19 protein-coding genes are annotated in these 26,790 nt (G+C 39.9%); 15 read left to right on the top strand and 4 right to left on the bottom strand.

The genetic code is table 11. The annotated features are described in order from the left end of the window. Window positions 1-152 precede the first annotated feature (152 nt). On the top strand, window positions 153-857 hold the full coding sequence (locus QZR76_RS04540) for a zinc metallopeptidase (protein ID WP_294140807.1): 705 nt from the start codon (window positions 153-155) through the stop codon (window positions 855-857). 93 nt (window positions 858-950) lie between these two features. Here the strand turns inward: QZR76_RS04540 and metK are convergent, their stop codons facing one another. Then, entirely contained in the window at window positions 951-2,240 is a 1,290-nt protein-coding gene (metK, locus tag QZR76_RS04545) for a methionine adenosyltransferase (RefSeq protein WP_294140809.1), read from the bottom strand. Window positions 2,241-2,529: 289 nt separating this feature from the next. Between metK and QZR76_RS04550 the strand changes: the two genes are divergently transcribed. After that, window positions 2,530-3,147: a DUF5074 domain-containing protein gene (locus QZR76_RS04550; protein WP_294140811.1), complete on the top strand. Its 618-nt coding sequence runs from the start codon at window positions 2,530-2,532 to the stop codon at window positions 3,145-3,147. Between the two features lie 64 nt (window positions 3,148-3,211). Here the strand turns inward: QZR76_RS04550 and QZR76_RS04555 are convergent, their stop codons facing one another. Continuing rightward, window positions 3,212-4,852, bottom strand: coding sequence for an ABC-F family ATP-binding cassette domain-containing protein (locus QZR76_RS04555; protein ID WP_294140813.1), 1,641 nt, complete (start codon window positions 4,850-4,852; stop codon window positions 3,212-3,214). A 269-nt stretch (window positions 4,853-5,121) separates the two neighbouring features. Between QZR76_RS04555 and QZR76_RS04560 the strand changes: the two genes are divergently transcribed. The 9 genes from QZR76_RS04560 (at window position 5,122) to QZR76_RS04600 (ending at window position 17,843) form a co-directional block, all read left to right on the top strand. After that, window positions 5,122-5,697 (top strand): sigma-70 family RNA polymerase sigma factor, encoded by a 576-nt coding sequence (locus QZR76_RS04560; protein WP_294140815.1) that lies wholly within the window; start codon window positions 5,122-5,124, stop codon window positions 5,695-5,697. 157 nt (window positions 5,698-5,854) lie between these two features. Next, window positions 5,855-6,991 (top strand): FecR domain-containing protein, encoded by a 1,137-nt coding sequence (locus tag QZR76_RS04565; protein ID WP_294140817.1) that lies wholly within the window; start codon window positions 5,855-5,857, stop codon window positions 6,989-6,991. Window positions 6,992-7,075: 84 nt separating this feature from the next. Continuing rightward, a complete protein-coding gene (locus QZR76_RS04570; protein ID WP_294140819.1) occupies window positions 7,076-10,480 on the top strand; it encodes a SusC/RagA family TonB-linked outer membrane protein in 3,405 nt (1,134 codons plus the stop codon). A gap of 17 nt (window positions 10,481-10,497) precedes the next feature. Further along, window positions 10,498-11,964, top strand: a complete 1,467-nt coding sequence (locus QZR76_RS04575; RefSeq protein ID WP_294140820.1) for a RagB/SusD family nutrient uptake outer membrane protein — start codon at window positions 10,498-10,500, stop codon at window positions 11,962-11,964. A 15-nt stretch (window positions 11,965-11,979) separates the two neighbouring features. Next, window positions 11,980-12,651: a DUF4843 domain-containing protein gene (locus QZR76_RS04580; protein ID WP_294140821.1), complete on the top strand. Its 672-nt coding sequence runs from the start codon at window positions 11,980-11,982 to the stop codon at window positions 12,649-12,651. A gap of 17 nt (window positions 12,652-12,668) precedes the next feature. After that, complete coding sequence (locus QZR76_RS04585) at window positions 12,669-14,207, top strand: PKD-like family lipoprotein (RefSeq protein ID WP_294140823.1); 1,539 nt, start codon at window positions 12,669-12,671, stop codon at window positions 14,205-14,207. 249 nt (window positions 14,208-14,456) lie between these two features. After that, window positions 14,457-15,935, top strand: coding sequence for a decarboxylating NADP(+)-dependent phosphogluconate dehydrogenase (gene gnd, locus QZR76_RS04590; RefSeq protein ID WP_294140825.1), 1,479 nt, complete (start codon window positions 14,457-14,459; stop codon window positions 15,933-15,935). 8 nt (window positions 15,936-15,943) lie between these two features. After that, a complete protein-coding gene (gene zwf, locus QZR76_RS04595; RefSeq protein WP_294140826.1) occupies window positions 15,944-17,428 on the top strand; it encodes a glucose-6-phosphate dehydrogenase in 1,485 nt (494 codons plus the stop codon). Between the two features lies 1 nt (window position 17,429). Continuing rightward, entirely contained in the window at window positions 17,430-17,843 is a 414-nt protein-coding gene (locus QZR76_RS04600; RefSeq protein WP_294140827.1) for a DUF2721 domain-containing protein, read from the top strand. A gap of 114 nt (window positions 17,844-17,957) precedes the next feature. Here QZR76_RS04600 and QZR76_RS04605 read toward each other — a convergent pair whose 3' ends face one another. Together QZR76_RS04605 and QZR76_RS04610 are read right to left on the bottom strand one after the other, a co-directional pair. Then, a complete protein-coding gene (locus QZR76_RS04605) occupies window positions 17,958-18,623 on the bottom strand; it encodes a hypothetical protein (RefSeq protein WP_294140829.1) in 666 nt (221 codons plus the stop codon). 586 nt (window positions 18,624-19,209) lie between these two features. Next, complete coding sequence (locus QZR76_RS04610) at window positions 19,210-19,782, bottom strand: DUF4251 domain-containing protein (protein ID WP_294140831.1); 573 nt, start codon at window positions 19,780-19,782, stop codon at window positions 19,210-19,212. 430 nt (window positions 19,783-20,212) lie between these two features. On the opposite strand from QZR76_RS04610, the gene QZR76_RS04615 reads away from it, so the two are divergent. The 4 genes from QZR76_RS04615 (at window position 20,213) to QZR76_RS04630 (ending at window position 26,609) form a co-directional block, all read left to right on the top strand. Beyond that, window positions 20,213-20,695: a ferritin gene (locus tag QZR76_RS04615; protein ID WP_294140833.1), complete on the top strand. Its 483-nt coding sequence runs from the start codon at window positions 20,213-20,215 to the stop codon at window positions 20,693-20,695. Between the two features lie 1,338 nt (window positions 20,696-22,033). Beyond that, entirely contained in the window at window positions 22,034-22,429 is a 396-nt protein-coding gene (locus QZR76_RS04620) for a hypothetical protein (RefSeq protein ID WP_294140835.1), read from the top strand. Window positions 22,430-22,502: 73 nt separating this feature from the next. Further along, window positions 22,503-22,730 (top strand): hypothetical protein, encoded by a 228-nt coding sequence (locus QZR76_RS04625; protein ID WP_294140837.1) that lies wholly within the window; start codon window positions 22,503-22,505, stop codon window positions 22,728-22,730. A 621-nt stretch (window positions 22,731-23,351) separates the two neighbouring features. Beyond that, on the top strand, window positions 23,352-26,609 hold the full coding sequence (locus QZR76_RS04630) for a hypothetical protein (protein ID WP_294140839.1): 3,258 nt from the start codon (window positions 23,352-23,354) through the stop codon (window positions 26,607-26,609). Window positions 26,610-26,790 lie beyond the last annotated feature (181 nt).

Here is a 26,790-nt window from a genome sequence, read left to right on the forward strand (position 1 = left end):
AAGTTTTTATTAAAATACAATAGTTAATGTCATTCTTGGTAAAAATAGTGTGTAATACGGGAGGAATATTATATTTTTGTCAGGAAAACATGACAAAAATAATTTGGCGTGTTTTTTGTATGCCATAAGTTGAATCAAAATCTTAAATGTATATGACAGAAACAGCGATGAGACCCGATATATGGATTTGGGTAATATTTATTGGATTTACTTTGTTGAGTTGGTTGATCAGCCAGCAATTGAAAAGCAGGTTTAAAAAATATTCGAATATTCCCACGACGAACGGAATGACGGGAAAGGATGTGGTCGAGAAAATGTTGCGGGATAACGGAATACAGGGAGTGAAGATCGGGAGCGTTGAAGGTCAGTTGACCGATCATTATAATCCCGCGGATAAGACCATTAATTTGAGCAAGGAAGTTTACTATGGAGCCAATATTGCAGCTGCTGCCGTGGCGGCACATGAATGCGGTCACGCTTTACAGCACGCGAAGGCTTACCAGATGCTGAAATTACGTTCTTCTTTGGTGCCTGTTGTCAGCTTTGCTTCTCATTGGGTGCAGTGGATATTATTGGCCGGTATATTAATGGTAAACACCTTTCCCAGTTTGTTGTTGATTGGTATCTGTTTGTTTGCCACGATTACCCTGTTTAGTTTTATTACTTTACCCGTGGAGATCGATGCCAGTCATAGGGCTTTGGTATGGTTACGTTCCTCGGGAATTACCAATAACCAAACTCAAGGATACGCTTTCGATGCCTTAAAGTGGGCTGCTTATACTTATGTAATTGCTGCTTTATCCTCGTTGGCAACGTTACTTTATTACGTCATGATCTACCTGGGACGCAGAAACTAAAATAAAAAAGTCGGCTGATTTCAGCCGACTTTTTTGTAAATGGTAAGTTCGATTTTCAATTTCTTGTTTTTTAACCTGCAATTGTCCATTAAATTACAATTGGAACGCCTTCCGGATCGTTTCCACGTAATCCAGCTTTTCCCACGTGAATAGTTCTACCTCTTTCTCAATGATCGGCCAATAGTTTGAGGTGTATACTTTTTTTACAACACGGGGCGTACGTCCCATATGTCCGTAACTTGCGGTTTCCGAATATATCGGATTGCGGAGCTTCAAACGTTCTTCTATGGCTCTCGGGCGCAAATCGAAAATCTCCTCTATTTTCTGAGCAATGGCAGAATCATTTAGATTTGTTTTTGCCGTGCCGTAAGTGTTCACGAAGATACCGACAGGTTTGGCTATACCGATGGCATAAGAGATTTGAATCAATATTTCGTCTGCAATTCCGGCTGCAACCATATTTTTGGCAATGTGGCGAGCCGCGTAAGCCGCGGAGCGGTCTACTTTAGATGGATCTTTTCCAGAAAAAGCACCTCCCCCGTGTGCACCTTTACCTCCATACGTGTCTACAATGATTTTTCTTCCGGTGACACCGGTATCTCCATGCGGGCCTCCGATTACGAATTTTCCGGTCGGATTAACGTGTAAAATTAGATTTTCATCGAAAAGAGCTTGTACCCGTTCCGGTAATTGAGCTTTTACTCTTGGTAAAAGGACGTGGATAATATCTTGCCGGATTTGATCTACCATTTGTGCATCTGCGGTTAGCTGGGCTTCGCGAGTATGTTCTTTGGGATAAATAAATTCATCGTGCTGGGTGGAAATCACGATCGTATGAATCCGTGACGGTTTATTGTTGTCACCGTATTCGATGGTTACTTGTGATTTGGAGTCGGGACGGAGGTAAGTCATTTTTTCCTTTTCTTTTCGAATTTGCGCCAACTCGTATAATAATAGGTGTGATAATTCTAAAGACAAAGGCATATAGTTGTCTGTTTCGTTACAGGCATACCCGAACATCATGCCTTGATCTCCGGCACCTTGTTCCATAGGATCTTCCCTTACCACTCCCCGGTTAATGTCGGGTGATTGCTCGTGAATGGCACTTAATACGCCGCAGCTATTCCCGTCAAACATGTATTCGCTTTTCGTGTAACCAATGTGATTGATCACGTCACGGGCAATTTGTTGAACGTCTACATAAGTATTCGTCTTTACCTCTCCGGCAATGACGGTTTGTCCCGTTGTGACCAATGTCTCACAGGCTACTTTTGCATTTGGATCGAAGGCAATGATCTTGTCGAGAATCGCATCGGAAATTTGATCGGCCACTTTGTCCGGATGGCCTTCCGATACGGATTCGGAAGTAAATAAATATCCCATAATAATTTTAAATTTTAAATTGTAGATTGTAAATTAATTTTTGATTTATGATTTCCGATTTATGATTAAATTCAGATATTGTCCTCTTTAAATCGTAAATCTACAATTGTTATTTGTTAATGGAAAGTAAACGGATGGTTGAATCAGAATCGGTTCGCATTTTAGCACTTTTTTTCCGTGGTTGCAATCAGCCAAATCTTTCCACTTTTTTCGGTGACAAAGATATGGAATTTATTCGGAAGAACTCTTGCTTTTCAAGATAAATAATCAAAATAAATGTGTCTTATATATGAAGTTTAAAGTCTCGTTTCGACCGGAGGTTTTTTTGATTAATAACGGAAAAATAAAGGTATACAAGGCTTCCGATCTTGCTTTTGTAAAAGAATCGGGAGAAGGAAAGTCCGGTTTTGTTCAGGCAAAAGACGGTTCTTTGTGGGCAACCAATGAAAAAGAGTTGGTGAAAATCGATGTACAAAACTTGAAGGTAGAGAGGGTCGTATTGGGAGACGATATTTCCGTTTATTATGATCGTTCTTTTTCGTACAGACCCGCGACTCTTGCCGTCTCTACGGATGGAGAAACCTTGTTTTTTGCCAAAGAGCAGAAAGAGGGACAGTGGAGTATATACGGAAAAGAGGTTTGGAAATTCGATGTCTTTTCCCGAAAAGCGACTAAATTTTATTCGGCACCTTCCGCAGACCTTTCCGTGTACGGGTCGGCTCTGAAGGTGAACCCGAAAACCGGAGATCTTTATATTACATACACGGAAGACGGTTATGGTACCTATTATTTAAATACGGCTATTTATATCGTCGACGGTAAAAGCGGACTACTAAAAGAGAAGATATTTTACACGAAAGAGAATGAAGATACGTATTGGTTCCCTTCGGTCATTGTATTTGATTAATAAATATTTAAAAAGCAGGTCTCCGGCTGAAAAAGTTGGAGACCGTTTTTATTGGTATCGTATATTACTTTTTGCGTTCAATTTCCCGTAGGTTTTCCATCTTTTTCTTTTGTAAAAAGCCATGGATGTCTTCCAGGTGCTCTTTGACCCGTTTATTGCCGAATTCGTATACTTTTTTCACTAATCCGCTTAAAAAATCCCGGTCGTGTGATACAACAATCAGGGTTCCGTCAAAATCGATCAATGCGTTTTTTAAAATGTCTTTGGTTTTTAAGTCCAAATGGTTGGTCGGCTCATCCAAAATCAACAAATTCACCGGGGATAAAAGGAGTTTGATCATGGCCAGGCGGGTTCGTTCTCCTCCCGATAAAACTTTGACTTTTTTATCGATGTCATCGCCGCTGAACATAAAAGCTCCCAATAAATCTTTGATTTTACTTTTTAATTCGCTCGGCGTAACATCGTCTATGGTTTGATAAACCGTCAGGCTTTCATCCAATAACGAGGCTTGATTCTGGGCGAAATAACCGATTTGTACGTTATGCCCTAAACTTAATTTTCCCGTGTAGTCGTTAATTTCTCCCATGATACATTTTACCAACGTGGATTTACCCTCTCCGTTGCGTCCCACGAAAGCGACTTTCTCTCCTCGTTCGATAGTGAAATGGGCCTCCTCAAATACCGTGTGATCTCCGTAATTTTTAGACAACTCCTGAACAATAACCGGGTAATTACCGGAACGGGGTGCGGGTGGAAATTTTAGTCTTAAGGCTGAGGTATCCTCTTCGTCTACTTCCAGAATCTCTAATTTTTCCAGCATTTTCACCCTGGATTGAACCTGTAATGTTTTAGAATAAGTTCCTTTAAAACGCTCTATAAACTCTTTTGTTTCGGCAATCATTTTTTGTTGTTCGTCATAAGCTTTTTGTTGCTGTATGCGCCTTTCTTGCCGCAAAATGAGGTATTGCGAGTAATTTACCTTGTAATCGTATATCCGTCCCATGGTGACCTCTATGGTCCGGGTGGTGATATTATCGACGAAAGTCCGGTCGTGGGAAATGACAACGACCGCTTTCCCGTTATTGATAAGGAACTCTTCCAGCCATTGAATGGAATCGATATCCAAATGGTTGGTAGGTTCATCTAATAAAAGTACGTCCGGATTTTTAAGTAGCATTTTAGCCAGTTCGATACGCATCCTCCATCCTCCGCTGAAATCACCTGTCGGACGATCGAAATCTTCCCGCTGGAATCCTAATCCGAGAAGAATCTTTTCAACATCGGCTTCGTAATGAGTGGCGTCGATACTATAATATTTTTCACTTAGCGTGGAGACCTCCTCTATTAGCTTATAGTATTCCGGAGAGTCGTAGTCTGTCCTTTCGGTTAGTTGTTGGTTGAGTTCTTCTATTCGTTTCTCCATGGCGAAGAGATGAGCGAACGCCTGAGAAGTTTCTTCGAATACCGATCGGCTGTTCTCGGTCATCAGGTGCTGGGGAAGATAGGCTACCACCGTGTCTTTAGGTATGGAAATATTACCCCGGTTAGGTTGTCGTTCTCCCGCGAGTATTTTCAATAAGGTCGATTTACCTGCACCGTTTTTTCCCATTAAGGCAATTCGATCTTTCTCGTTGATGACAAATGATATGTCTTTGAATAAAGCCCTGTCTCCAAATTCTACTGTTAATCCGTCTACTGAAATCATAAATCTAAATTAAAAAATACCTGAACGGATTAAGAATCAAACAGAAAAAGATCGTTGACTCTTAATTTTGATCAGCGGTGCGAAGATAGAATAAATTATCTGTTTGGCAAGGTTGTCCGCTTGTCTAATGGTTGAAAGAATAAAGAGATTTTGTACTCCCTTTTGTTTATAATAATGTTATTTTTAAAAATATTATAGAAATTGAATTGTGATCTTTGGATTATTAGCTTATTTTTGCTTTAAAGATACTTTATCCAAAACGAGTAAAAATGGGTGTGTTAAAAATTCAGGAACGGATAGAAATGAGACAGTTGTATCATGATTATTATGAGCCATTGGTGTTGTGGGCGGATACGATTGTGAAAGATATGAATTTGGCGGAGGATGTGGTGCAGGAGTTTTTTATTCGTTTGTGGGAGAAAAAGTTATATGAGCATTTAAAACAAAAACATTTAAAGTCCTACCTGTATACTTCCGTGCGGAATTTGGCTTTACGGAAATTGCAAACGAAGAATAAGATCGAGAATTTGCCTGATATATCTCTCGTGGAAAAAGTGTGGGAAGATGCAGACCATACGCATGATGAGCTCATAAAGCACATCATGGACGAAATACAGAAGTTGCCTCCTCGAAGTAGGAAAATCCTGGAATGTGTTCATTTGAAAAATATGAAATACGCGGAGGTGGCGGAGGAAATGGGAGTCTCTGTTTCTACGGTTAAGACGTTGTTGGTTCGTTGCGTGAAGTCTTTGCGCCAATCCATGGAAGGAAGTATATTGCTATTCTATATCTATACGGTTAAAGCGGTTAAATTTATATCGATTCCAAGAAACAACATCGTATAGGGAATAACCTTATACCGGATGTTCGGTCGGGTAGCCCTTTGCTAACATAATGGCAAGGGGCTATTTTTATTTTATGATAATTTTTTTCAAAAAAAATATAATTCGTTGTCAACCGTTTTGGAGATTCATGTCTATTATATACAAAATAGAATAAAATATGAAAGAACAAAATTGGGACATTAAGTTATTGGAATATGTGACGGGTGAAGTGGTCGATGAAAAAGAAAAGCAGGAGATTGAGTCTTGGATTGCAGCAGATGAGAGAAATCGGGCTTCTTTTGAACAAATGCAAATCAATTATTTAAGGCAACGCTGGTTTTTCCGGAGTAAGTTGATTCGTCGTAAGAGTCAGTGGAGAATACGCTCGAAGAGAAGGCGTATGGTATATATTACTTCCGTTGCTGCTTCTTTTCTTTTATTAGCGGGAATTTTTGTTTTCTGGAGGGGAGAGAAAAGAAAACCTGTGATGAATACTTACGCGAAGGAGATGATTACTCCCGGAACTTTTCGGGCGAAGTTACTTCTCGCTTCGGGAGAAAAAGTAGAGTTAACGAAAAGGAAAAAGGAGATTCTGGAGCAACCACAGGTTCGGGTACTTACCAATGAATCCGGGGAGTTAATTTATCAATCGAAAGAGAATACCCCCTTAAAGGAGGTATATAACACTCTTTTTGTGGAGCGGGGTTGTGAATATAAGATGACTTTCTCGGACGGATCTGTTGCCTGGATAAATTCGTCTACCGAAATAGAGTATCCTGTTGTTTTTATGGGGGATAAACGTGTGGTTAAGTTAAAGGGCGAAGCTTATTTTCAGGTAAAATCGGATTCCTTAAAGCCTTTTATCGTTTGGGCCGATGGGGTTGAAATAAAAGTAACGGGAACGGAATTTAATGTAAATACCCATTGGCATAACTCGGTAGAGACCGTGTTGGTCAAGGGAGAAGTTCATGTGAAGAAAGACAGTATGGAATTTTGTTTGAAACCTTCCCAACGGGCGGTATACGATGTTTCGGGTAATACGATGTATCGGGAGGATGTGGATGTTGAAAAATACATTGCCTGGAAAGAGGGTGATTTTCTTTTTAGTGAAGAACGGCTGGAAGATATTATGGACAAATTATCACTTTGGTATGATTGTCATGTTTTTTTTAAGAGTCAGGCATTGAAAGAGATTCGTCTATCCGGAGATATGAGAAAGTACGGGAAAATAGAGGAATTACTTCACTTTTTCGAGAGCAGCATGGAGGTGAAATTTAAAATAGAGGGAAAAAGCATTATAGTAGAAGATAAATAAAAAACGGAAAGATCGGCCAATCCTTCCGTTTATAACCACATTATCAAGAAGATAATGTTCATTAATAATCTAAATCGCAAATTTATGAAAAAAAATGAAGATCGTAAAGAAAATTTACGGCCCAATCAGAAAATCTTTAAAATTATGAAGATCACTCTATTTCTGATGTTTGTGTTCATGTTCCAGGTGAAAGGGGAGATTTTTTCTCAGAACCAGCGTGTCAGTTTGGATTTGGAGAATTGTAGCGTGGAGGAGTTTTTTAAAGAGATCAGAAAACAAACGGGTGTTCGCTTTATGTACAAGAGTGAATACGTGAAAAAAATGTCTCGTTTCGATGTCAAAGCAAAAAACAAGGAGTTGAAAGAATTGTTGGATGACGTATTCAAAGATTCCGGACTGATGTGTTTGTTTGAAGAAAATGTTATCGTGTTGGTGAAACAAAGTCTGCCGGGAAGCCAGAAAAAGGAAGGGAAAAAAATAAAAGGAAGGGTTATCGATAGAAAAGGGATACCCATGGTTGGTGCGACCGTTTTGATAAAAGGGACGACAACGGGGGTAATGGTCGATACGGCCGGTCGTTTTTCTCTTGTATTACCGGATATTCCGGATCTGACATTGGTTTTCCGTTTTGTCGGAATGGAGACCAAGGAGGTAAACATAAAAGATATTAAGGATCAGGAGATCTTGGCCGGGGAAAAAGACTATGTGGTAACGCTGGTTGAATCGGTTGAGAGTTTGGATGATGTGGTGGTTACCGGATATGCTAATGTACGGAAAGAGTCCTACACGGGAACGGCCATCCGGGTTGAAGGTAAGGAGCTATTGAAAGTGGCCAATCGTAATATTATCTCCTCCCTTCAGGTTTTCGACCCCTCTTTTCGTATCATGGAAAACAATATCATGGGTTCCAATCCGAATGCTATACCTGAATTTTACATCCGCGGTCAGTCCGGTATCGGTAATTTAAATTTTTCGGATATCAGTGAAACCAAAACAAAGAATAATCCGAACCTGCCTATTTTCATATTAGACGGGTTGGATGTAAGTGTAGAGAAGATCTACGATATGGATCCGAATCGAATCCATAGTATCACGATATTGAAAGATGCCGCGGCAACGGCGGTATACGGATCGCGTGCTTCTAACGGTGTGGTGGTTATCGAAACCATTGCTCCTAAAGCCGGGAAATTTAATATTACCTATAATTTGACCGGATCAATCACGGCTCCGGATCTTACCAGTTACGATTATTTCGATGCGGCTGAAAAGTTGGAGGTAGAAAAATTAGCCGGTTATTATGAAATCAATCCGCCTAATAATGGCATTCGTCACGTGTATTCGGAGTTAATACAAAAACAGATGGCCTTGGCGAAAGGAGTGAATACCGACTGGCTGGCTCTGCCTTTACGCGTGGGATACAATCATAAGCATAGTGTGGCTATAGACGGTGGTAACGATAATATCCGTTACGGAATCAACCTTTTTTATGACCAACAGAAAGGAGTTATGAAAAAAGACTTGCGTAGCCGGCTCGGAACGGAATTACGAATCGATTACCGCTTATCGAATCTAAACGTTATTAATCGGATATCCTTTAATAAAGTACTTGCCAAGAACTCGCCTTACGGTACTTTTTCCGATTATGTAAACCAGTTGCCGTATAACGAATTGTATGATGAATTTGGAAACTACCTGTATAATTTTAACACGTGGCATTCCGGTTCGATCTATGTTAATCCGATGTACGAGGGAGCCGAGACCAAAAACTTTAGTAAAACGACCACGGAAGAGTTTTCCGATAACCTGTTAGTCGACTGGTATCTGAATGAACATCTGAATATTAAGGCTCAAATCGGTTTTACGCGGACGACGACTTCCGGTAAAGACTTTACCGATCCGGCTTCCGGAAAATATTTTAATGCTTCGAACGATACGCCGAAAGGAAGTTTGTTGACTTCAGAAGGAAAAACTTTCGACTGGACAACCAATTTACAGGTACTTTATAACCGTTCTATCGGAGTCAATCATATCAGTGGTTCTATCGGTATCAATACGACGGAGAAATATTACTCTTCAGTGGGTATCAATTACCGGGGATTTCCATCCGGAAATTTAAGCTCGATCATGTATGCTCAGGAGATCGTGGGTAAACCCTCGGAATCGGATAATCATACTCGGTTGGCCGGAGCTTTTGTTCGTTTGAACTATTCTTATAACGATATCTATCTGTTTGACGGTTCTTTGCGTTTTGACGGTTCTTCCGAGTTCGGTTCGGACAAAAAATTTGCTCCCTTCTATTCGGCAGGTTTCGGGGTGAATCTCCACAACTATAAATTCTTAAAGGGAAACCCGGTGTTAACGCAGCTGAAGTTGACCGGGACTTTCGGACAAACGGGTAAATTGGACTTCGAGCCTTATGCGGCTAAAGATATTTATGAAATATTCTCCAATAACTGGTATGCTACCGGGATGGGAGTGAAGTTGATGGCCTTGGGAAATTCCGATTTAAAATGGGAAAAGAAAAACAGTTACGACCTGAAACTGGAGGTCGATTTTTACAACGGATTGTTTAATGCTCAATTGGGGTATTATAATACCGTCACGAATGATATGATTACACGGATGTCCGTACCTTCCTCTTTCGGATTTACCTCTTATTACGATAATATGGGTAAAGTGGAAAATATAGGTTATGAATTGATCGTGAGGTCTAATCTTGTTCGGAATCAGGATTGGGACGTGAGTGTATATGGAAATATGGCACATAATAAGAATAAGATCTTAAAGATCGCCAACTCCTTAAAACGCTATAATGACATGGTGGACGATTATTATTCTGATTACAGGGGATATGATGCAAAATACGCGAAATCTTTTACCAAATACGAGGAGGGTGGATCAACGACTTCTATTTACGGAATGAAATCGTTAGGAATCGATCCTTCCAGCGGGCAGGAAGTTTTCGTGAGAAAAGACGGAACTATTACCTATGAATGGGAAGCCAACGAACAACAAATATTGGGAGATAAAGAACCGGATGTGAAAGGAGCGTTCGGGGTAAATATCCAATGGAAGACATTGAGTTTATATGCCAGTTTTATGTATGAATTCGGAGGACAGGTTTATAACGGGACTATCCCAGAGCGTATAGAAAGTGTGGATTTGTATAACTATAACGCGGATAGGCGCGTGCTTACGGATCGGTGGATAACGATCGGAAACATTACTCCGTTGAAAGATATTGCCGACCGAACGAATTACTCTCGTCCTACTTCTCGTTTTGTTCAGGATAATAATGTATTGAAATTCAATTCGTTGAGTGTGGCTTGGACCGTAACGGATGGCTTCGTAAGGAAGTTGAGAATGAGTCAGTTTAAATTGCAGTTCACGATGAACGACGTGGCTTATTGGTCAACCGTAAAGCAGGAACGGGGGACTGGTTATCCTTTTGCCAGAAATTTTGATTTTACCTTAGGTATAAGTTTCTAACTATAAAATAGAATACGATGAGAAAAGGTTTTATAATATTATGCATACAGATAGGTTTATTCTGTTCTTGTAATAGTTGGCTGGAATTGGAGCCGGCGAACCAGATCAGTAAGGAAAAACTTTTTTCGGATGAAGCAGGATTTCAGAATGCATTGAATGGAATTTATCAGAAGTGTGCGGAGACAAATTTGTATGGAAAGAATCTGAGTTGGGGAACTTTAAGTGTAATCGGACAGAATTATAACTTAGACGTTATCTATGATAATAATGACGGTTACATGGGAGAATATGAATACGAGTCCTCTTACGGATTAACCGTGATCGATAATATTTGGTCGGGACTTTATAATGCTATCGCTAACTGTAATTTGTTGTTGAATGAGATCTCTTCTGCCTCTCCCTCTTCATTTACCTTGGATACGGTGGCTAAAAATTTAATCATGGGAGAAACCTATGCTTTACGGGCATTTTGTCATTTGGATTTGATTCGCTTGTTTGCTCCGGCTCCGGTCAAAAACGACCAGGCAGCCTTGGTTCCTTATCACGATACTTATCCTTCTGTCATAACGGTACCCTTAAAGACCAAAGAGGCGATAGATAAGGTTATCGAAGATTTATTGAAGGCGAAGGATCTGGTAGCTTACCATGATACGGTTTACAACAAGACGGGTATGGCTTATAAAATGGCAGCTCGCTTCCAAGGGCAGTATTCTAATAAAGGCGGTTCCTTTTATAACAAAAGGGGATATCGTTTGAATTATTGTGCTATCGTGGGATTGTTGGCCCGGGCTTATCTTTACAAAGGAGATATCGATAATGCCTTGTATTACGCGAAACATTTTTATGATCGTTTCTATAACGGGAATAAATGGTTTACTTTCAATTCGTCATACGATTACACGACTTCTTTGAACTATAAACAAAAGAAATACTTGGAAGAGTGTCTGTTTGCTTTTTACAATGGAGATTTGCTTCAGACTGTGGAGGGCTATTGTGCGGTGGGAAGTTATCCGAGTTCCTTACAGTTAGCGGATTATGACGGTGTGTTTGCCGAAGACATGGATGATTATCGTTCCAATTTGATTAGTAATGATGAGGACCGTAATATTTATAAATACCGTCAGGTAAATAATTACCAGCAGGATGATGTGGAAGGGTTGGCTATTCCCGTGTTACGCTTAAGTGAGATGTATTACATTTTAATGGAGTGTAACTTCCTGAAAGGGAACAAAGCCGAATGCATGCGTTTATTGAAGGAATTTCGGGAGAAGAAAGGGTGTAAACGTCAGATTTCTTCTATTAGCGATATCGGAAATTTATATGATATTTTGGTTAACGATGCCCGTCGGGAATTTGTGGGAGAGGGGCAGCTTTTCTTTATGTACAAACGTTTGAATCGGAATATTCTGGTTGAGGATGGAGAAATTACGGCTTCAGAGGACCGAATGACATTCAAGGTTCCCGATAGTCAGAATTTTTATTAATTAAATAGTGATATTATGAGAAAATATGTATATCTGTTACTGCTTCTTGTTGGTGTGGTAAGTTGTAATAATGACGATATAAAAGTATACCAATCGGATAGTTATATTTCTTTTACCAATAAGGAGAAAGATACGGTAATTGTTTCCTTTTTTATGTTAGGAAATTTAAGTGAATGCGAGTGGCCGATAGAGATAAGGCATACCGGTATTCCTAAGGAGGAAGATCAGGAATTTACGCTTTCTGTGGTCAATGAAAAAACAACCCTGAAAAGCGGATACTATAGCTTGCCGACGGTAACGACCTTTCAACCGATGAGTAAGTTGGATACCTTTTACGTGAAGTTAACCAACTATCCGGAGTTGACGACCACGAATGCTTACCTCTGTTTGGAATTGAAAGAGAATGCCGTGTTTAAATTGGGAGATCGGGATTATCGTCGTATTTATTTAAAGGTGAATGATAATGTGGCACGGCCGGATTGGTGGAACAGTCGGGTGGAGACTTATTATCTCGGGACTTATACCGATACAAAATTCAGAACGTTAGTGGGAGCTGTTCAACCGGATCTTTCCGACCCGAGCGAGGATTGGATTCGCTCCTGGGCTCTTGAATTTAAAAATTGGCTGGATATGAATCCTACCCCGGATGAAAACGGAGATCCGATGACTGTACCTGTAAGAATTTAACTTAAAATGGAATGAATATGAAGAACATAAAAATATTTTGCACGTTCGTGGTCAGTATGCTGTTACTCTTCTCCTGTTTTGAAGATGATGGTAATTATGACTATAAGGATTTGGAAATACATAAAATAACCATTCGTTATCCGGTCTACGGAATTACGGTGTATCAGGGGGAACCGGTCGTTTTCACTCCGACGTTGTCGTTTGCTAATCAGGAACAAAAAGAGGCCGGAGACACCAATATGTACAAATGGTCTTACCATTTTGATTATCTCGGATGTGTGTGTACCGAGCGAAATATGAATATGGTTTTTGAGGATGCGGAAGTGAACAAGACTTACGAGGGAATTGTAATGGCTGAGGATACGTTGACGGGAGCTATTTATACTCAGAATATTTCGTTTGTTTACAAGAGCCGCTATACGGCCGGCTGGATCATTTTATCCGATGACGGAGGAAAGAGTAAGTTAAATTTGGTGCGGATACAAAACGAACAATGGTACACGGATAAGGATATTTATGGGGCCATTCATGATAAGGAGTTGGGAACACAACCGATGGGGTTGATCGGAAATCGTTCCGGAAGGAATGATGTTCGGGTTTTACAGAAAGGAGCGGAGGGAAATGTCATTTTGGAGGGAACCAATTATCAAAAGATCGGGACGATTGCCGATGAGTTTGTGGGAGGAAAATACCCGGATGGTTTTGTCCCGAAATCTATGGCGGTATCCGGAGGGAATGTAGCTGCCATACAGGGAGAAAACGGGGAAGTATTCACGAAAACTTTCGATAGTTGGTCGGGAACACCTTATGAATATGCCTTATTTGCAAATGTTCCGCTTCAATTAAATAAACAGAAATTGAACGTGCCTTTCCTGTTACGAGCTTCTCAGGGGACTTCGACTTATAATCTTATGCTGTATGACGAGACATTCCACGCTTTCTTTATGCTTTATGGAGCTTCTTTCTATGACGCGGGAAGATTATATAAATTAAAAGCTCCGGAAGATTGGGACGGAACAAAAGGGCCTTCTCCCGATAATTTAAGTAATTATGAGATGGTGTATTGTCAAATGAAAAATGCTTCTTCTTATAATCAGGATATTTGCGCTATTTTGAAGCATAAAACGAATGGAAACCTGTATCTCTATACGTTTGAATATTCATCGTCGAGTTCCAATGTAATTGTAAAAAATATTGCTTACACGCAGATCCTTGCCGCTTCAGCCGCGTTGATGGGAGAAAATACCCGATTCCATGCATTGAGAGGCCGTCCCTATATGTTTTTTGTTTCGGAAACAGATCCTTCCACACTTTATTATTATGATTTGAAAACCAATAAACATGAACCGTTTAAAACGTTTAGCGGACGTAAGATTGTTGCCATGGAGTCCGATTATAGTAACAATAATCATGTCGGAATCGGTCTGGATAACGGGGAGTTCTATTTGTTGAACGTGGTAGACGAGGTATTGGTGAGCGGAACGGAAGAAGATAAAGTGATTTATAATACGAAAGTCGACGGAAAAGTCGTCGATCTGTTTTATAAACAATATTGATTTGTCGCTATGATAATGTTTTAAATAATCACCGTGTGTTAGAGCCTGTTTTGAAGAGGCAGGCTCTATTTTTTTTCTGTAAGAAAATCGAAAGAAGTCGATAGACCGTTAGGGAAGTAAAAAGAGGTATCCCCTTATACAAAAGGGGTATGCCTCTTTTGTATTGATGGGGTAAAGGTATATTTTGAGAGGAAAACAAAATGAATTTAATCTCGTAAAACTGAATGTTATTTAATTAAAATTTATAAGATGACACAGATTTCAGATATCGGGTTGATCGGTTTGGCTGTCATGGGAGAGAATTTGGCGCTGAATTTAGAGAATAAGGGTTATACTGTTTCCGTGTATAACCGGATTCATCCCGGGCAAAAGAGTGCTGTTGCCCGTTTTTTGGAGGGGCGGGGAAGAGAAAAACGCTTTGTCGGGGCTTATTCAATCCAACAGTTGGTAGAGTCGTTGAGGTTACCCCGGAAGATTATGTTGATGGTAAAAGCCGGAGAGCCCGTGGATGATTTGATAGGACAGCTGACACCTTGGCTTAGTCCTGGAGATGTTATCATCGACGGGGGAAATTCCGATTTTAAAGATACGGCAAGGCGGGTAAAGATGTTGGAGGAGAAAGGATTGTATTTCGTCGGTACCGGCATCTCTGGGGGAGAGGAGGGGGCCTTGAACGGACCCTCTATTATGCCGGGAGGATCGGAAACGGCCTGGCCTTTAGTGAAGGATATATTGCAGACGATTGCGGCTAAGTTGGACGACGGTTCTCCCTGTTGCGAATGGATCGGAAGCGGAGGGGCCGGACATTTCGTGAAAATGGTACATAACGGGATCGAATATGCCGATATGCAACTGATTGCGGAAGCCTATTCGATTTTGAAAAGGCGAACCGGTAAGAATAACGATGAAATCGGCCAAATCTTCGGGGAATGGAACAGGGGCGAGTTGAATAGTTATCTGATCGAGATTACGGCCGATATCCTGCATTTCCGGGATGCGAACGGTCAATATTTGTTGGACTCCATATTGGATGTGGCCGGGCAAAAGGGAACCGGCAAATGGAGTGTCATGTCGGCTCTGGACGAAGCCGATCCTTTGACTTCGGTGGCAGAGGCTGTTTTTACCCGTTTTATGTCTACCAGACTGGAGGAACGGGAAAAGGCTGCTAAGCTTTATCCCTCTGAAGAGGCCGGGGATCTGGTAACTTCCGTGGCGATCAATGATTCCGGGATAGAGGCGGTAAAGGAGGCTCTCTACGCGGCTAAATTGATATCCTATTCCCAGGGTTTCTCTTTGATGAGACAGGCTTCCGAACGGTACGGTTGGGATTTGGATTTTGGGGCGATCGCTAAGATATGGCGTAAAGGATGTATCATTCGTTCCGTTTTCTTGGAACGGATTACCCGGGCTTATCACCGGGATTCTACCCTGAATAATCTGTTATTCGATGCTTTTTTTCAGGATAAAATACAATTCACCCTTCCTGCTTTGCGGGGTGTCGTGGCGGACGGAGTATTTAACGGGATTGCCTTGCCTTGCTTCTCCTCCGCGTTGAGTTATTTCGACGGGTTGAGAACACTCCGGTCTCCGGCTAACCTGATACAGGCTCAACGGGATTATTTCGGGGCTCATACTTACGAGCGTACGGATACCGAACGGGGACGTTTCTTCCACACGGATTGGACGGGAGAAGGAGGGGAAACGGTTTCCGGAACTTATAATGCATAGTCATCATCATGAAAAAACCAGAGAATCAGATATTAATTATATTCGGGGCATCGGGCGATCTGACCAAACGTATGTTGTTGCCCTCTTTATTTGAACTTTTTGTCCGTCGCTTGTTACCGGAGCGGTTTCTGATAGTGGGGACTGCCCGTTCCTTTTTCACGGACGAGAGTTTCCGGGCGGATATAAAAGAAAAGTTACGGGAGTTCGTAAAGGAAAAAGAGAGAATAGACGATTTTTTATCCCTGTTGTATTATCAGACTTTTGATCCGGAGGGTGGTACCGACGAATTGAGCGAACGGGTCATGAAATTACGTCAAAAGTACGATATTCCGGATCATACCGTCTATTACCTGGCAACTCCTCCCTCCTCCTACGATTCGATTACCCGCTATTTGCGCGGAAGTCGTTTGCTGCACACGAAAGACGGGTGGCGGCGTATTGTAGTAGAAAAACCTTTTGGTATTAGTTTGCCTTCTGCTCGAGAGTTGAATCGTTGTGTCAATTCCGTTTTTTCGGAAAACGAAATTTACCGGATCGATCATTTTCTGGGAAAAGAGACGGTGCAAAATATATTGGTTTTGCGTTTCGCGAATGAAACTTTCGAAGCCTTGTGGAATCGCAATTACATCGATCACGTGGAGATTTCGGCTCTCGAAACCATCGGTATCGAAGGGCGGGGAAAATCTTACGAGGGGGTCGGGGCTTTACGGGATATGATTCAAAACCACCTGATGCAGTTATTGGCTTTTGTAGCTATGGAACCTCCTGCCACGATCGACACGGAGGCCATACGTGACGAAACGGAGAAAGTGATCCGGGCTCTTCGTCCGATGACGGATGACGAGATAGCGAAAAATGTTGTTCGGGCCCAATATACGGCCGGGAATATTCGAGGAGAAGCGGTTGCGGGTTACCGGGAAGAAAAAAATGTAGCTACGGATTCGGATACGGAAACCTTTGTCGGTATCCAATTTTTTATAGATAACAGACGCTGGAGTGATGTCCCGTTCTATTTCTTCACGGGAAAACGATTAGAAGAGAAAAAGTCGGAAGTCGTTATCCATTTTAAGTCTACCCCGCATAAACTATTCAAGGGTGAATGTCCCGGCGATTCCTGCAATCAATTGGTTTTACGTATTAGTCCCGACGAGGGAATCAGGATGAAATTCGGGTTGAAAATACCGGGAGCCGGATTTGAGGTGGAACAGGTTTCCATGGATTTTAGTTATGCCTCCCTTTGCAAGGAGTATATTCCGGGAGCTTACGAACGTCTGTTGCTGGACGTGATGCTGGGTGACTCCATGCTGTATACTCGGAACGATGCCTTGGAAGCCAGTTGGCGTTTTATTGATCCTATTGTGAACTACTGGGCAAAGCACCGGAACGAAGATATGTTGTACTATGCCGCGGGAGAGAACGGACCGGAGTTGAACGGGGGATGGAATGTTTCTTCCTTGGGAGGCTCTTCGGATCTCCAAAAATGTAATAGATGATATGGAAGAGTTGACGTTAACGACACCCTCGATCCTCTTTTCGGCAATATCGCTGATTATGTTGGCCTACACCAATCGTTTTCTGGCCTATGCACAGGTGATCCGCAATCTAAAGACGGAACACGAGAAAAACCCGACTCCCATAACGGAAAAACAGCTGGAAAATCTGAAAAAACGGCTTTATATGTCTCGCTCCATGCAGATTTACGGGGTAATCAGTTTACTCCTTTGCGTGTTGTGCACTTTTTTTATTTATATCGGTCTTCAATTGACCGCCGTCTACGTGTTCGGAATCGCTTTGTTGCTATTGGTGATCTCTCTGGGCATATCCGTCCGGGAAATTTTGATCTCGGTAAAAGCGCTGGAATTTCATTTGGATAACATGACATCCGCTCCTAAAAATAGAAATTCGTAATTTTCCGAAATGATACGAATGCTGCGTTATTGTAAAAGAAGTCTTGTCATTTTGGATAAACTTCTTGTTGAAGGTTGAATGTTTTTGTTTTATGCATTAGAAAACAGTTTTTGATTATCGATTAATTTTTTCTTCTTTTCCACCCCAAATGTTTTTTCCGTCGACCGAAATCTCTTGCGGCTTGTAAATTTGCGGTTTGTAGAGAATCTTCTCGTCTTGTATAAACTTGCCGTTGTCATCAATATGGTAGCGGCAATCTATCCGTTGAGCCTCGAAAGGAGGGGTATCCGGACGAAAATACACGGGTGTTTCCGAGAGTGGTTTTAACCAATACACGGTTAACTTCAAGTCGCTGTCCAAACGGTATTGTTTTGTGAATGTGAAATTGTCAAATGAGCCTCCAACGGCTACGTCTAATGTGTCTATGATTTGATAATTAGAATTGAACGTGGCTAACAAGTGTCGTTCATTCTCTCCTATTTCAATAGCTAAATCTAATAAAATATAATTTTTGCCTTCTGTATTAAAACGTCGAAAGATGGTACAATTGGTGTCATCATATTTAATTCGTTTCTTTAAGTTTACATCGGAATAGGCATGAAGTGATATTTCTGAAGCAAGTTCACTATTGACGGCGTAAAGAGGGGTAGGGTATTTTGTTAAGTTTGTTATTTCAAAGGGTAGTGAAGTTATCTCGATCTTGTCCACTTTATTTTTTAGTGATGTCGTTTCACTAGAAAATCCTATTAGTAAGGCGATTAAAAATAATATACTTTTCATATCTGTAGTTTTTAATTTGTTTTAGAGTGATATTGTTTCATTTAAATAGAGTCTGTTCTAACGACAGACCCGAGAGACGTCATGTATTTTAATTCCCACAGAAAGAACCCTGTAAAGTAAAGTTAGTTAGCATCATAGTATGCTTTTAATTTTATTAGGCCGGTTATAGCTAAGTAAATTTTTCTTTGTGATCTCATTTATTGTCTTGACAGGAAAGAAGAAAAATGACACTTAGACAAAAGAAAAGGAGTGATTTTTTCATAAGGCATATTTTTAGTTTACACAATACCCCTCATATCCTCGATTTTACAAAGTTATAATTTATATATTATTTTACAAATAATATGTAAAATTTAATTCGATTTTTGATGTTTAAAAGAAGGTCGTTTCTATGCCGTACAATTTCGTCGGATCGAAATCGGATTTGTTCCTTTTCTTCCGAATTTCAAAGATTTTGTTTCGTGAGAATTGTTGTTTCATATTTTTAAATAATCTAAGATTTAGACGGGATTTTAACGGTTAAAGATGATCCCGGAAATTACAAATTCGATTTCCGGGATCAGGTCATTTTGAATGATATATAGCCTTATAATTTTCTTCCTTCAAAAATATTGGATTTTTCCGATGGTACGAGATTGCCGTTTAAGATAAGGGTATTGGAATGAAAGGAGGGCAGTATTGTGGCAGAAGCTTTGTTGTTGCCGACGAGGGAAATGTTCACGTAAGCCGATATTCCTAATCCTTGAACGTAAAAACTGTATGAAACCCTTCCTTTTTTATCCGTGCTCATTTTTATATCGGAAACCTTTCCTTCCACGGTTACTCCTCCCAAACCGTTTTGAAGCGGCCGCCCGGTAACGAAACTAACCTGAACGATAGCCCGGTCTCCCGACATGGAGATAAAATTAGTGGAAGGGGTTACGCTTATCGTTCGTCCTCTTTTGAAGGTCAATGTCTGAGCCTCGAGAACAAAATCCTGTTTCTTTAACGCCTCGATAGCCGTTTGAAATAATTTTTCATCTTCTTTTTGCCGGGCAAGTTTACGTTTTTCCTGCGTCATTTTTCTTTTTTCTTTGGCCGTCGTTTTCTCTTGTGCCATCAAAGGGGTTACGCTTGCTAATAAGATAGCCATCATAAACCAGGTAATTATTTTATTCATTTGGCAGAAATTTAAATGTTTGTTACTAATCTCTTGTGATCGTTTAACGAAAATACGATAAAAAAGTTAACCCTGTACTTGGAATGTCAAAATGACAGATACAATAACGTATTTCGAGTCGTTAGACGATCGTTGAAAGTTTGTAGAGAAAGAATTATAAGATTGTTATTATATTGCTGATAATAAGTGTATTTGCTTTTGTTTTTTTTATCAGCCTGTTATGTTGCTTGAAGATGGGTTAGTGTAAAATAGGTTAATAATTTTAATATAGAGTTTCAATAGTTCGTTTTTGGCTTCTCTTATGTAATAATGTATTGAAAATATAAAATAATAGGATCGGTATTATTCGATAGTCGGAATGAGCGGTATAATATGAAAAATAAATAATGTAGTAATAAAAGTAGATACGAACAATTAAAAACAAAGAGTTATGATGACAGAAAAATTACAAAAGGCAATGAACGAGCAAATCACGGCAGAAATGTGGTCTGCTAATCTATATCTTTCCATGTCTTTCTATTTGCAGAAAGAAGGTTTTGACGGTTTTGCACACTGGATGAAAAAACAAGCGGGTGAAGAGACCGAACATGCCTGTCTGATGGCAGACTATATGATCAAACGCGGGGGAGTGCCGAAAGTGGATAAAATCGATGTGGTCCCGCAAGGTTGGGGAAGTCCGCTGGAGGTGTTTGAGCACGTGTATAAACACGAGTGTCACGTTTCCGAATTGATTGATAATTTGGTCCGGGTGGCCTCCGCAGAAAAAGATAATGCTACCCAAGACTTCCTGTGGGGCTTTGTCCGTGAACAAGTAGAAGAAGAAGCAACGGCTCAATCTATTGTCGATAAGATAAAGAAAGCCGGAGAGGCGGGATTATTCTTTATGGATGCGAAATTGGGAGAACGTAAATAAGTATCCGTCGGCCGGCTTAAAGAGAGTAGAAAAACATACGGACCTTCATTAACGAGGTTCGTATGTTTTTTTGTGGATAGAATACGTGATAATTCAGGAAAAGTATCACGATATGTATCATATTAATTTTATAAATTTTACGAATTAGTATATGCAAATGTGAGTATATAAATAATTTTTTATAACTTACACCTTATTTCTTGGTAAAACTAAAGTTTTTGATTCGTATGAAGAGTTGTAGTTACATATTGATAACTCGAATACAGGCAAAATTATTGCTTCGGTTCGTTTTTTTTAATATTAATTTTATAACTTGTGAATATGAAAAAAATTCTTTTTACTTTTAATTGGTATAATGGTTTTAGGTCACTCTTCAGAGGCAGCAGGGGCTTATGTGCCATGGAGACTCGATCGCTTGAGCGCGACACTCTCGAATTCAGATACGCTTTCGGTCTATATTTCAGTCATAGAGGATCACCATTATAAAGAACTTGATTATGAATTGAATGTTATCATTCCGCAGGTGTTAAAATCATGGGATATCCTATAGTAAAAAAAGAAAAGAAGTTGTTATCCTGATAGGGCATATTCCCGGGAGCATGTAAAAAGATACACGATAAAGATACCGGAGAAGCTGTTGCCCGGGGAATACAAAATATCTTTCCGGGTATCGGGGAAAGTAAAAACAAGAGAGGGTGAAGTAGTGGATATAGAGAAAGAAGTAAAAATACTCAAGATTACGGTAACAGATAGAAAACATTCATCCCGAGATGTGAAAAATAATGGATGTGATTTTGTGAGGGCAATAGTCAATAAAATGAGTTATCTTTAATTATGATTAGTTTGTCCTGAACCCGAGAGAAATGTATTAAATTGATATAGTATTAAAAACTCGTGTTTTATATCAGTTAACATGTAATACTATTAAATGTTTAAACTATTTGTGTGAATCAAAGTAAGAATTTCAAATGCTTAACTCGATAAAATCGACAAATATAAAGTTTATGTAATTTATGATTATTAAGATAATAATAACATTTATATATTAAATAATTTTCGTAATTTACACTAAATTTTTATGCGGCTAAAATTTTTAATTGACATGGAAATTTTTCTTTGCATTTTAATAGTTTAAATACGAGTAAGATTGATACACGGATGGAGGTAGAGATTTTTTTTGACTATTCTGACATTTTATTTTCTCTTGGAAAAGTACGAGTGTTTTGAGGGGTAAAGGATAGTTGGATGCTTTATATAGAGGATGCTGACGAGTGAAGTTTGATTAATTACGGGTATAGGCTTTCATTAATTTATTTATAAATATTAAAAACAGAATGTATGAAAAAGATTTTACTTGTTTTGAGTATGGCGTTTTGTATTTTAACGTCGTTTACTTCCAGTTCTGTACAAGGAGACGTGGCATGGATCGTTAGTCCAAACACGGTAACTGTTACCCAGGGTAACATGTTTATCATCGATGTGACAATCTATAAAACCCATGGCGAATTTACTAGTTTAGCTCTTAAGGCTACTAGTAGTGATTCAACAAGCCTTCCTATTCTTGTCGTTAAAAATCCGAGTCATTTCAATGATAAGGTTATATATCAGATTATGGTCGATGCTAGAACGCTAGGGACTTACACTATTGATATAAATCTTTCTGGTTCGTATAACTATAATGGGACTGTATCTTTTAATCAGGACAAAACGGCACGCGTGACTGTTGTTCATTAATCAAATTGTAAAAACCGGTTAATTCTAATGAAAGCCCGGTTTTTCTTTACTATTTATTTTATAACTTGTGAATATGAAAAAAATATTTTTACTTTTAATTAGTATAATGGTTTTAGGTCACTCTTCAGAGGCAGCAGGGGCTTATGTGCCATGGAGACTCGATCGCTTGAGCGCGACACTCTCGAATTCAGATACGCTTTCGGTCTATATTTCAGTCATAGAGGATCACCATTATAAAGAACTTGATTATGAATTGAATGTTATCATTCCGCAGGTGTTAAAATCATGGGATATCCTATAGTAAAAAAAGAAAAGAAGTTGTTATCCTGATAGGGCATATTCCCGGGAGCATGTAAAAAGATACACGATAAAGATACCGGAGAAGCTGTTGCCCGGGGAATACAAAATATCTTTCCGGGTATCGGGGAAAGTAAAAACAAGAGAGGGTGAAGTAGTGGATATAGAGAAAGAAGTAAAAATACTCAAGATTACGGTAACAGATAGAAAACATTCATCCCGAGATGTGAAAAATAATGGATGAGAATATTTTAAAAAACATGTGATGTTGTCTTTGTGATATATGGAGGCGAACAATAGTCAATAGATTGTTGTTTTTGAGTTGCATAGACTTATTCCGGATTCAATAAAATATTTGGAGATTTCAATATTCGCTCTCGATAAGGTTTTGTAATTGTAAAATTCAAATAAATTGTAACTTCTAAAAAATAGTATTTATTCTCGAATAATTTCTATAACTTATATCGCATTTTTTTTGATTAAACCAAAGTTTTCAGTTGGCATGAAAAGTTTTTATAGTGTTCAGGTAGCCCGAGTGCAGACAAAATTGTTATTTAGGTCTGGTTTGGGAAAATTCTTTTTTTTGATTGTCCCGGCGTGTATTCTCTTTTACATTGGATTTAATTTGAGTACTACCAATTCTGCAAGACAGTCTGGAGAACTCTACATGGCGTCCCAGTTTCCTTATACTATAGCTTTTTTACTGACAATATTACAATACCTGCCGCTTGTTTTCTTGTCCGCGATGTTTTTTTCCAGAAGAAAGATAGATACGCTGGATTCCTTATATGCTCGACCTATAAGTAATATTGAATATTACACGGGAATCGGTATCGGGTTTATCCGGGTATTTATGATATGGGCGATGGTGCTTTTTTTCATAGGTATGCTTGTTCAGGTCTTTACCAGTAAGGCGCCTTTTAATCCGTGGCTTTATTTCTATTACTTGATTACTTTGGTGTTTCCGGCAATGGTCTTTATGCTCGGACTTTCTTTTTTTGTTTTTGCTATCCTGCGTCATGCGTTTGCGGCTATTTTAATCTTGTTTGCCTGTATTTGGGCTACCATCTCTTTGTCCGGAGAGTCTTGGGCGGGTATTTTAAATTTCTCCGGACTTACGTTACCCAATGAATATTCCGGGATAACGGGTTTCGTTGCTGTCGTTCCCTATCTTTTGCAACGGCTGGGATGGTTATCCGTGGGAGTGGGGTTGTTTTTTTGCTCGATTCTTTTTTGTAAACGCTTGGAGAATAGGCTTGGAGAAAGGAAAGTTGTCGGGAAAAGGGCGCTGGCGATCGTTTTGTTGGGTGTGGGTTGCCTGATGACGGTTTGGGGAATTTACACGGAAAAATATATTCGGCGAGATTGTTACGCTGCCGTGTATAATCGTTATGCGGATCGCGAGAAACTCTATCTTCTGAGCCAGGAACTGGAGATCACACCCGAAGGCGACCGATTGAAAGGTCTGAGTCGAATGAAACTTATGAACGAGACGGGAGAGATATTGTCCGATTTTTTACTTTACTTGAATCCTAAGTTAAAGGTGAAATCACTAACGGTAAAAGGTAATAACGTATCTTTCCGCCGGGAAAAACAAGTTATTATCGTTGAAAAAAACGTTTCTCCGGGTGATACGCTCCATGTGGAGATGGAGTACGAGGGCGGTATCGATGAAGAGGTTTTCTACCTCGATGTGCCTGAAAAAGAGCTTAGGAATACTTGGAATTGGAGTTATAAGCAAAATTTATGTCCGTCGGGAAAACGTTACGCTTACCTGGAAAATAATCAGGTGCTGTTAAACCCTGAAGGCTTATGGTATCCCGTGACAGTTCCACCGGTGAATCCCGCTTCCCCGTATATCGTTGAAAAAAACTTTACTGACTATAAGTTAATAGTTCATGATAGTAAAGACCGTACGGTTATCTCTCAGGGAGAATGTCAGCGACTCGGAGAAAGTGTTGTCTTTGATAATGATTATTTTCTTCCCGGAATCAGTTTGTGTATTGGAGGGTATGAAGGGCGTCAATTGAGTGTAGATACTATCGGCTACGAGTTTTTTTTATTCAAAGGACACGGAATCTTCGTGGAGGCTTACGAGGATGTTCTCGATGCTTTACCGGACTTTCTCTCTTTTCAAATAAAAACTCTTTTTGAACTAAAATTTAATAGGAAGTATCCATTCAGACGATTGATTTTCGTTGAAACGCCCCGCGCTTTTGCTACTTATTACCGGAATCAACGAGGTGGTAGTGAATACGTGCAACCCGAAATTATCTTTTTTCCGGAAAGCATGCCGCCACGGTGGAAAGATCGATGGGCATTGAACAAAGACATTCACGAGCGACAAGAGAATTACTTCGGTGGAGGAAAAGAGATGAAACTTCACGAAATACAGAGTTTACTTCTTAATACCCTTTGGGTAGAAAGCATGCCTATAGATTATTCCCCCCTGAAACGGGAAGTGGATCGATTGACCTTCCGGTCTTCTAAGCCGGTGAAAACCAGTAATCCATTTTTTGTCGCTCCTCTTTTTTATAATTATGTTTATTCTTTTTATTCTCTCGATTACCCGATTATAGAGACCATATTCAATAGCATGGTGAAAAATTCCTTTGATCCGGCGGTTGCTGCTTTTTCCTTTAATATAAGTAATTACCGTGAAGGTATTCGTTTTCTGAATGCCCATAGTTTAAAAGAGGCTTTCGGGGATTCAAGGATAAAACCGGAGCTAATGAGTAGACTTGTAAATCTCAAGACAGATGAATTATTTACCTTTTTCAATTTCTTTGGAATTTCCACGGATGAGTTGGCGACGTATCTTCGGGAGTATATCTCCCGAAAACATTTTAGTCGAATTGATTTGAGAGAAATTAGCCGGGAGATGAAGTATGCTTTAGGGATTGATTTGATGGAAATATTATCCGGTTGGTATCATCAGAGTTGTTTACCATCCTTTATTGTAAAAGATATTCAGATGAGAAGAATCAGCCCGACAGGACATCTTTACGATTACTCTAACGATATTACACAATTTATTTTCACCGTTTATAATAATAGCGAAGTTGATGGGTTTGTCTCTTTGTCCTATTCTCCGGAATCGGGTTCGAGGGTTTCTCGTAATTATGTTTACCGCATTCCGGAAGGAGAAGGCAGAACGATTACCCGGACGGTTTACGGTAAGTGTTTCGATCCTGTCTTAAAATTGAATCTCTCTCAAAATTACCCGGCAGAGTTTTCTTTTGGTGGATATCAGTCTTCTTCCCCTTTGATTGACACGATGAGTCGGGAGAAAAAGATATCTAAAGAAGAGCTATTCCCGCCTGAAGAAGTTATCGTTGATAATGCGGATGATGGTTTTTCATATGGTGAGCGAAAACTGTCGTTAACCGAGCGATGGAGGAGAGAACGGCAAAAAAAGGTCGCTCAAGAGAAGGACTGGACTTCTTTCGATCGATTAAATCCCGACTGGCAAATAATTCTTGATAACGCGGCTTACGGTTATCCTGTACGTACTTCAGTAGTTCGGTTGGTGGCTAATTCGGGTAGTAAAGTGAGTTGGACGACGGAACTCGAGAGGGAGGGATATTATGAAATTTCTGTCTATATTCCGCCAGGTATAATAAAACGTGCGGGTTCTTACATGAAGAGTTTTAAAGATAATAATGCCATTTCACGATTCTCGCAATATTACACGATCGAACGCAACGGCGAGTTAAAAGAATCCAGTATCGAGATTTCCGATCAACCGGGTTGGGTATCGATAGGAAGATGTTACTGTACGCCCGGGGTGATTCGGGTATCTCTTCTGGATAAAGGAATTACCGAGCAGTTTGTTTGTGCGGATGCCGTCAAATGGAGATATCTTGGCGCTAAGAACGAGTGAGTTATGGGTATCTCCGGCGAATATGTTTTGCATAAGATTCGTGCATGATTATGGGGTGTCGTGATGGAAAATTGCTTCAGACTTCGGGGAGAGTATACACTTTTATTATACGAAAATCAGACGGATCGATTTATGAAACGAGGGTTTGCATCCGTGTAGAGGAGTGATAAAGTCCCATGAG

Source organism: uncultured Sanguibacteroides sp., from assembly GCF_900543425.1.
In the GTDB taxonomy this organism is placed as follows: domain Bacteria; phylum Bacteroidota; class Bacteroidia; order Bacteroidales; family Marinifilaceae; genus Gabonibacter.

What these genes read in the sequence shown, in the direction of transcription:
- gnd (WP_294140825.1), top strand. Translation starts at nt 14,457, where the DNA reads ATGACACAGATTTCAGATATCGGGTTGATCGGTTTGGCTGTCATGGGA.
- QZR76_RS04615 (WP_294140833.1), top strand. Translation starts at nt 20,213, where the DNA reads ATGATGACAGAAAAATTACAAAAGGCAATGAACGAGCAAATCACGGCA.
- QZR76_RS04585 (WP_294140823.1), top strand. Translation starts at nt 12,669, where the DNA reads ATGAAGAACATAAAAATATTTTGCACGTTCGTGGTCAGTATGCTGTTA.
- QZR76_RS04605 (WP_294140829.1), bottom strand. Translation starts at nt 18,623, where the DNA reads ATGAAAAGTATATTATTTTTAATCGCCTTACTAATAGGATTTTCTAGT.
- zwf (WP_294140826.1), top strand. Translation starts at nt 15,944, where the DNA reads ATGAAAAAACCAGAGAATCAGATATTAATTATATTCGGGGCATCGGGC.
- QZR76_RS04625 (WP_294140837.1), top strand. Translation starts at nt 22,503, where the DNA reads ATGAAAAAAATATTTTTACTTTTAATTAGTATAATGGTTTTAGGTCAC.
- QZR76_RS04620 (WP_294140835.1), top strand. Translation starts at nt 22,034, where the DNA reads ATGAAAAAGATTTTACTTGTTTTGAGTATGGCGTTTTGTATTTTAACG.
- QZR76_RS04565 (WP_294140817.1), top strand. Translation starts at nt 5,855, where the DNA reads ATGAAAGAACAAAATTGGGACATTAAGTTATTGGAATATGTGACGGGT.
- QZR76_RS04570 (WP_294140819.1), top strand. Translation starts at nt 7,076, where the DNA reads ATGAAAAAAAATGAAGATCGTAAAGAAAATTTACGGCCCAATCAGAAA.
- metK (WP_294140809.1), bottom strand. Translation starts at nt 2,240, where the DNA reads ATGGGATATTTATTTACTTCCGAATCCGTATCGGAAGGCCATCCGGAC.
- QZR76_RS04610 (WP_294140831.1), bottom strand. Translation starts at nt 19,782, where the DNA reads ATGAATAAAATAATTACCTGGTTTATGATGGCTATCTTATTAGCAAGC.
- QZR76_RS04600 (WP_294140827.1), top strand. Translation starts at nt 17,430, where the DNA reads ATGGAAGAGTTGACGTTAACGACACCCTCGATCCTCTTTTCGGCAATA.
- QZR76_RS04550 (WP_294140811.1), top strand. Translation starts at nt 2,530, where the DNA reads ATGAAGTTTAAAGTCTCGTTTCGACCGGAGGTTTTTTTGATTAATAAC.
- QZR76_RS04580 (WP_294140821.1), top strand. Translation starts at nt 11,980, where the DNA reads ATGAGAAAATATGTATATCTGTTACTGCTTCTTGTTGGTGTGGTAAGT.
- QZR76_RS04555 (WP_294140813.1), bottom strand. Translation starts at nt 4,852, where the DNA reads ATGATTTCAGTAGACGGATTAACAGTAGAATTTGGAGACAGGGCTTTA.
- QZR76_RS04560 (WP_294140815.1), top strand. Translation starts at nt 5,122, where the DNA reads ATGGGTGTGTTAAAAATTCAGGAACGGATAGAAATGAGACAGTTGTAT.
- QZR76_RS04540 (WP_294140807.1), top strand. Translation starts at nt 153, where the DNA reads ATGACAGAAACAGCGATGAGACCCGATATATGGATTTGGGTAATATTT.
- QZR76_RS04575 (WP_294140820.1), top strand. Translation starts at nt 10,498, where the DNA reads ATGAGAAAAGGTTTTATAATATTATGCATACAGATAGGTTTATTCTGT.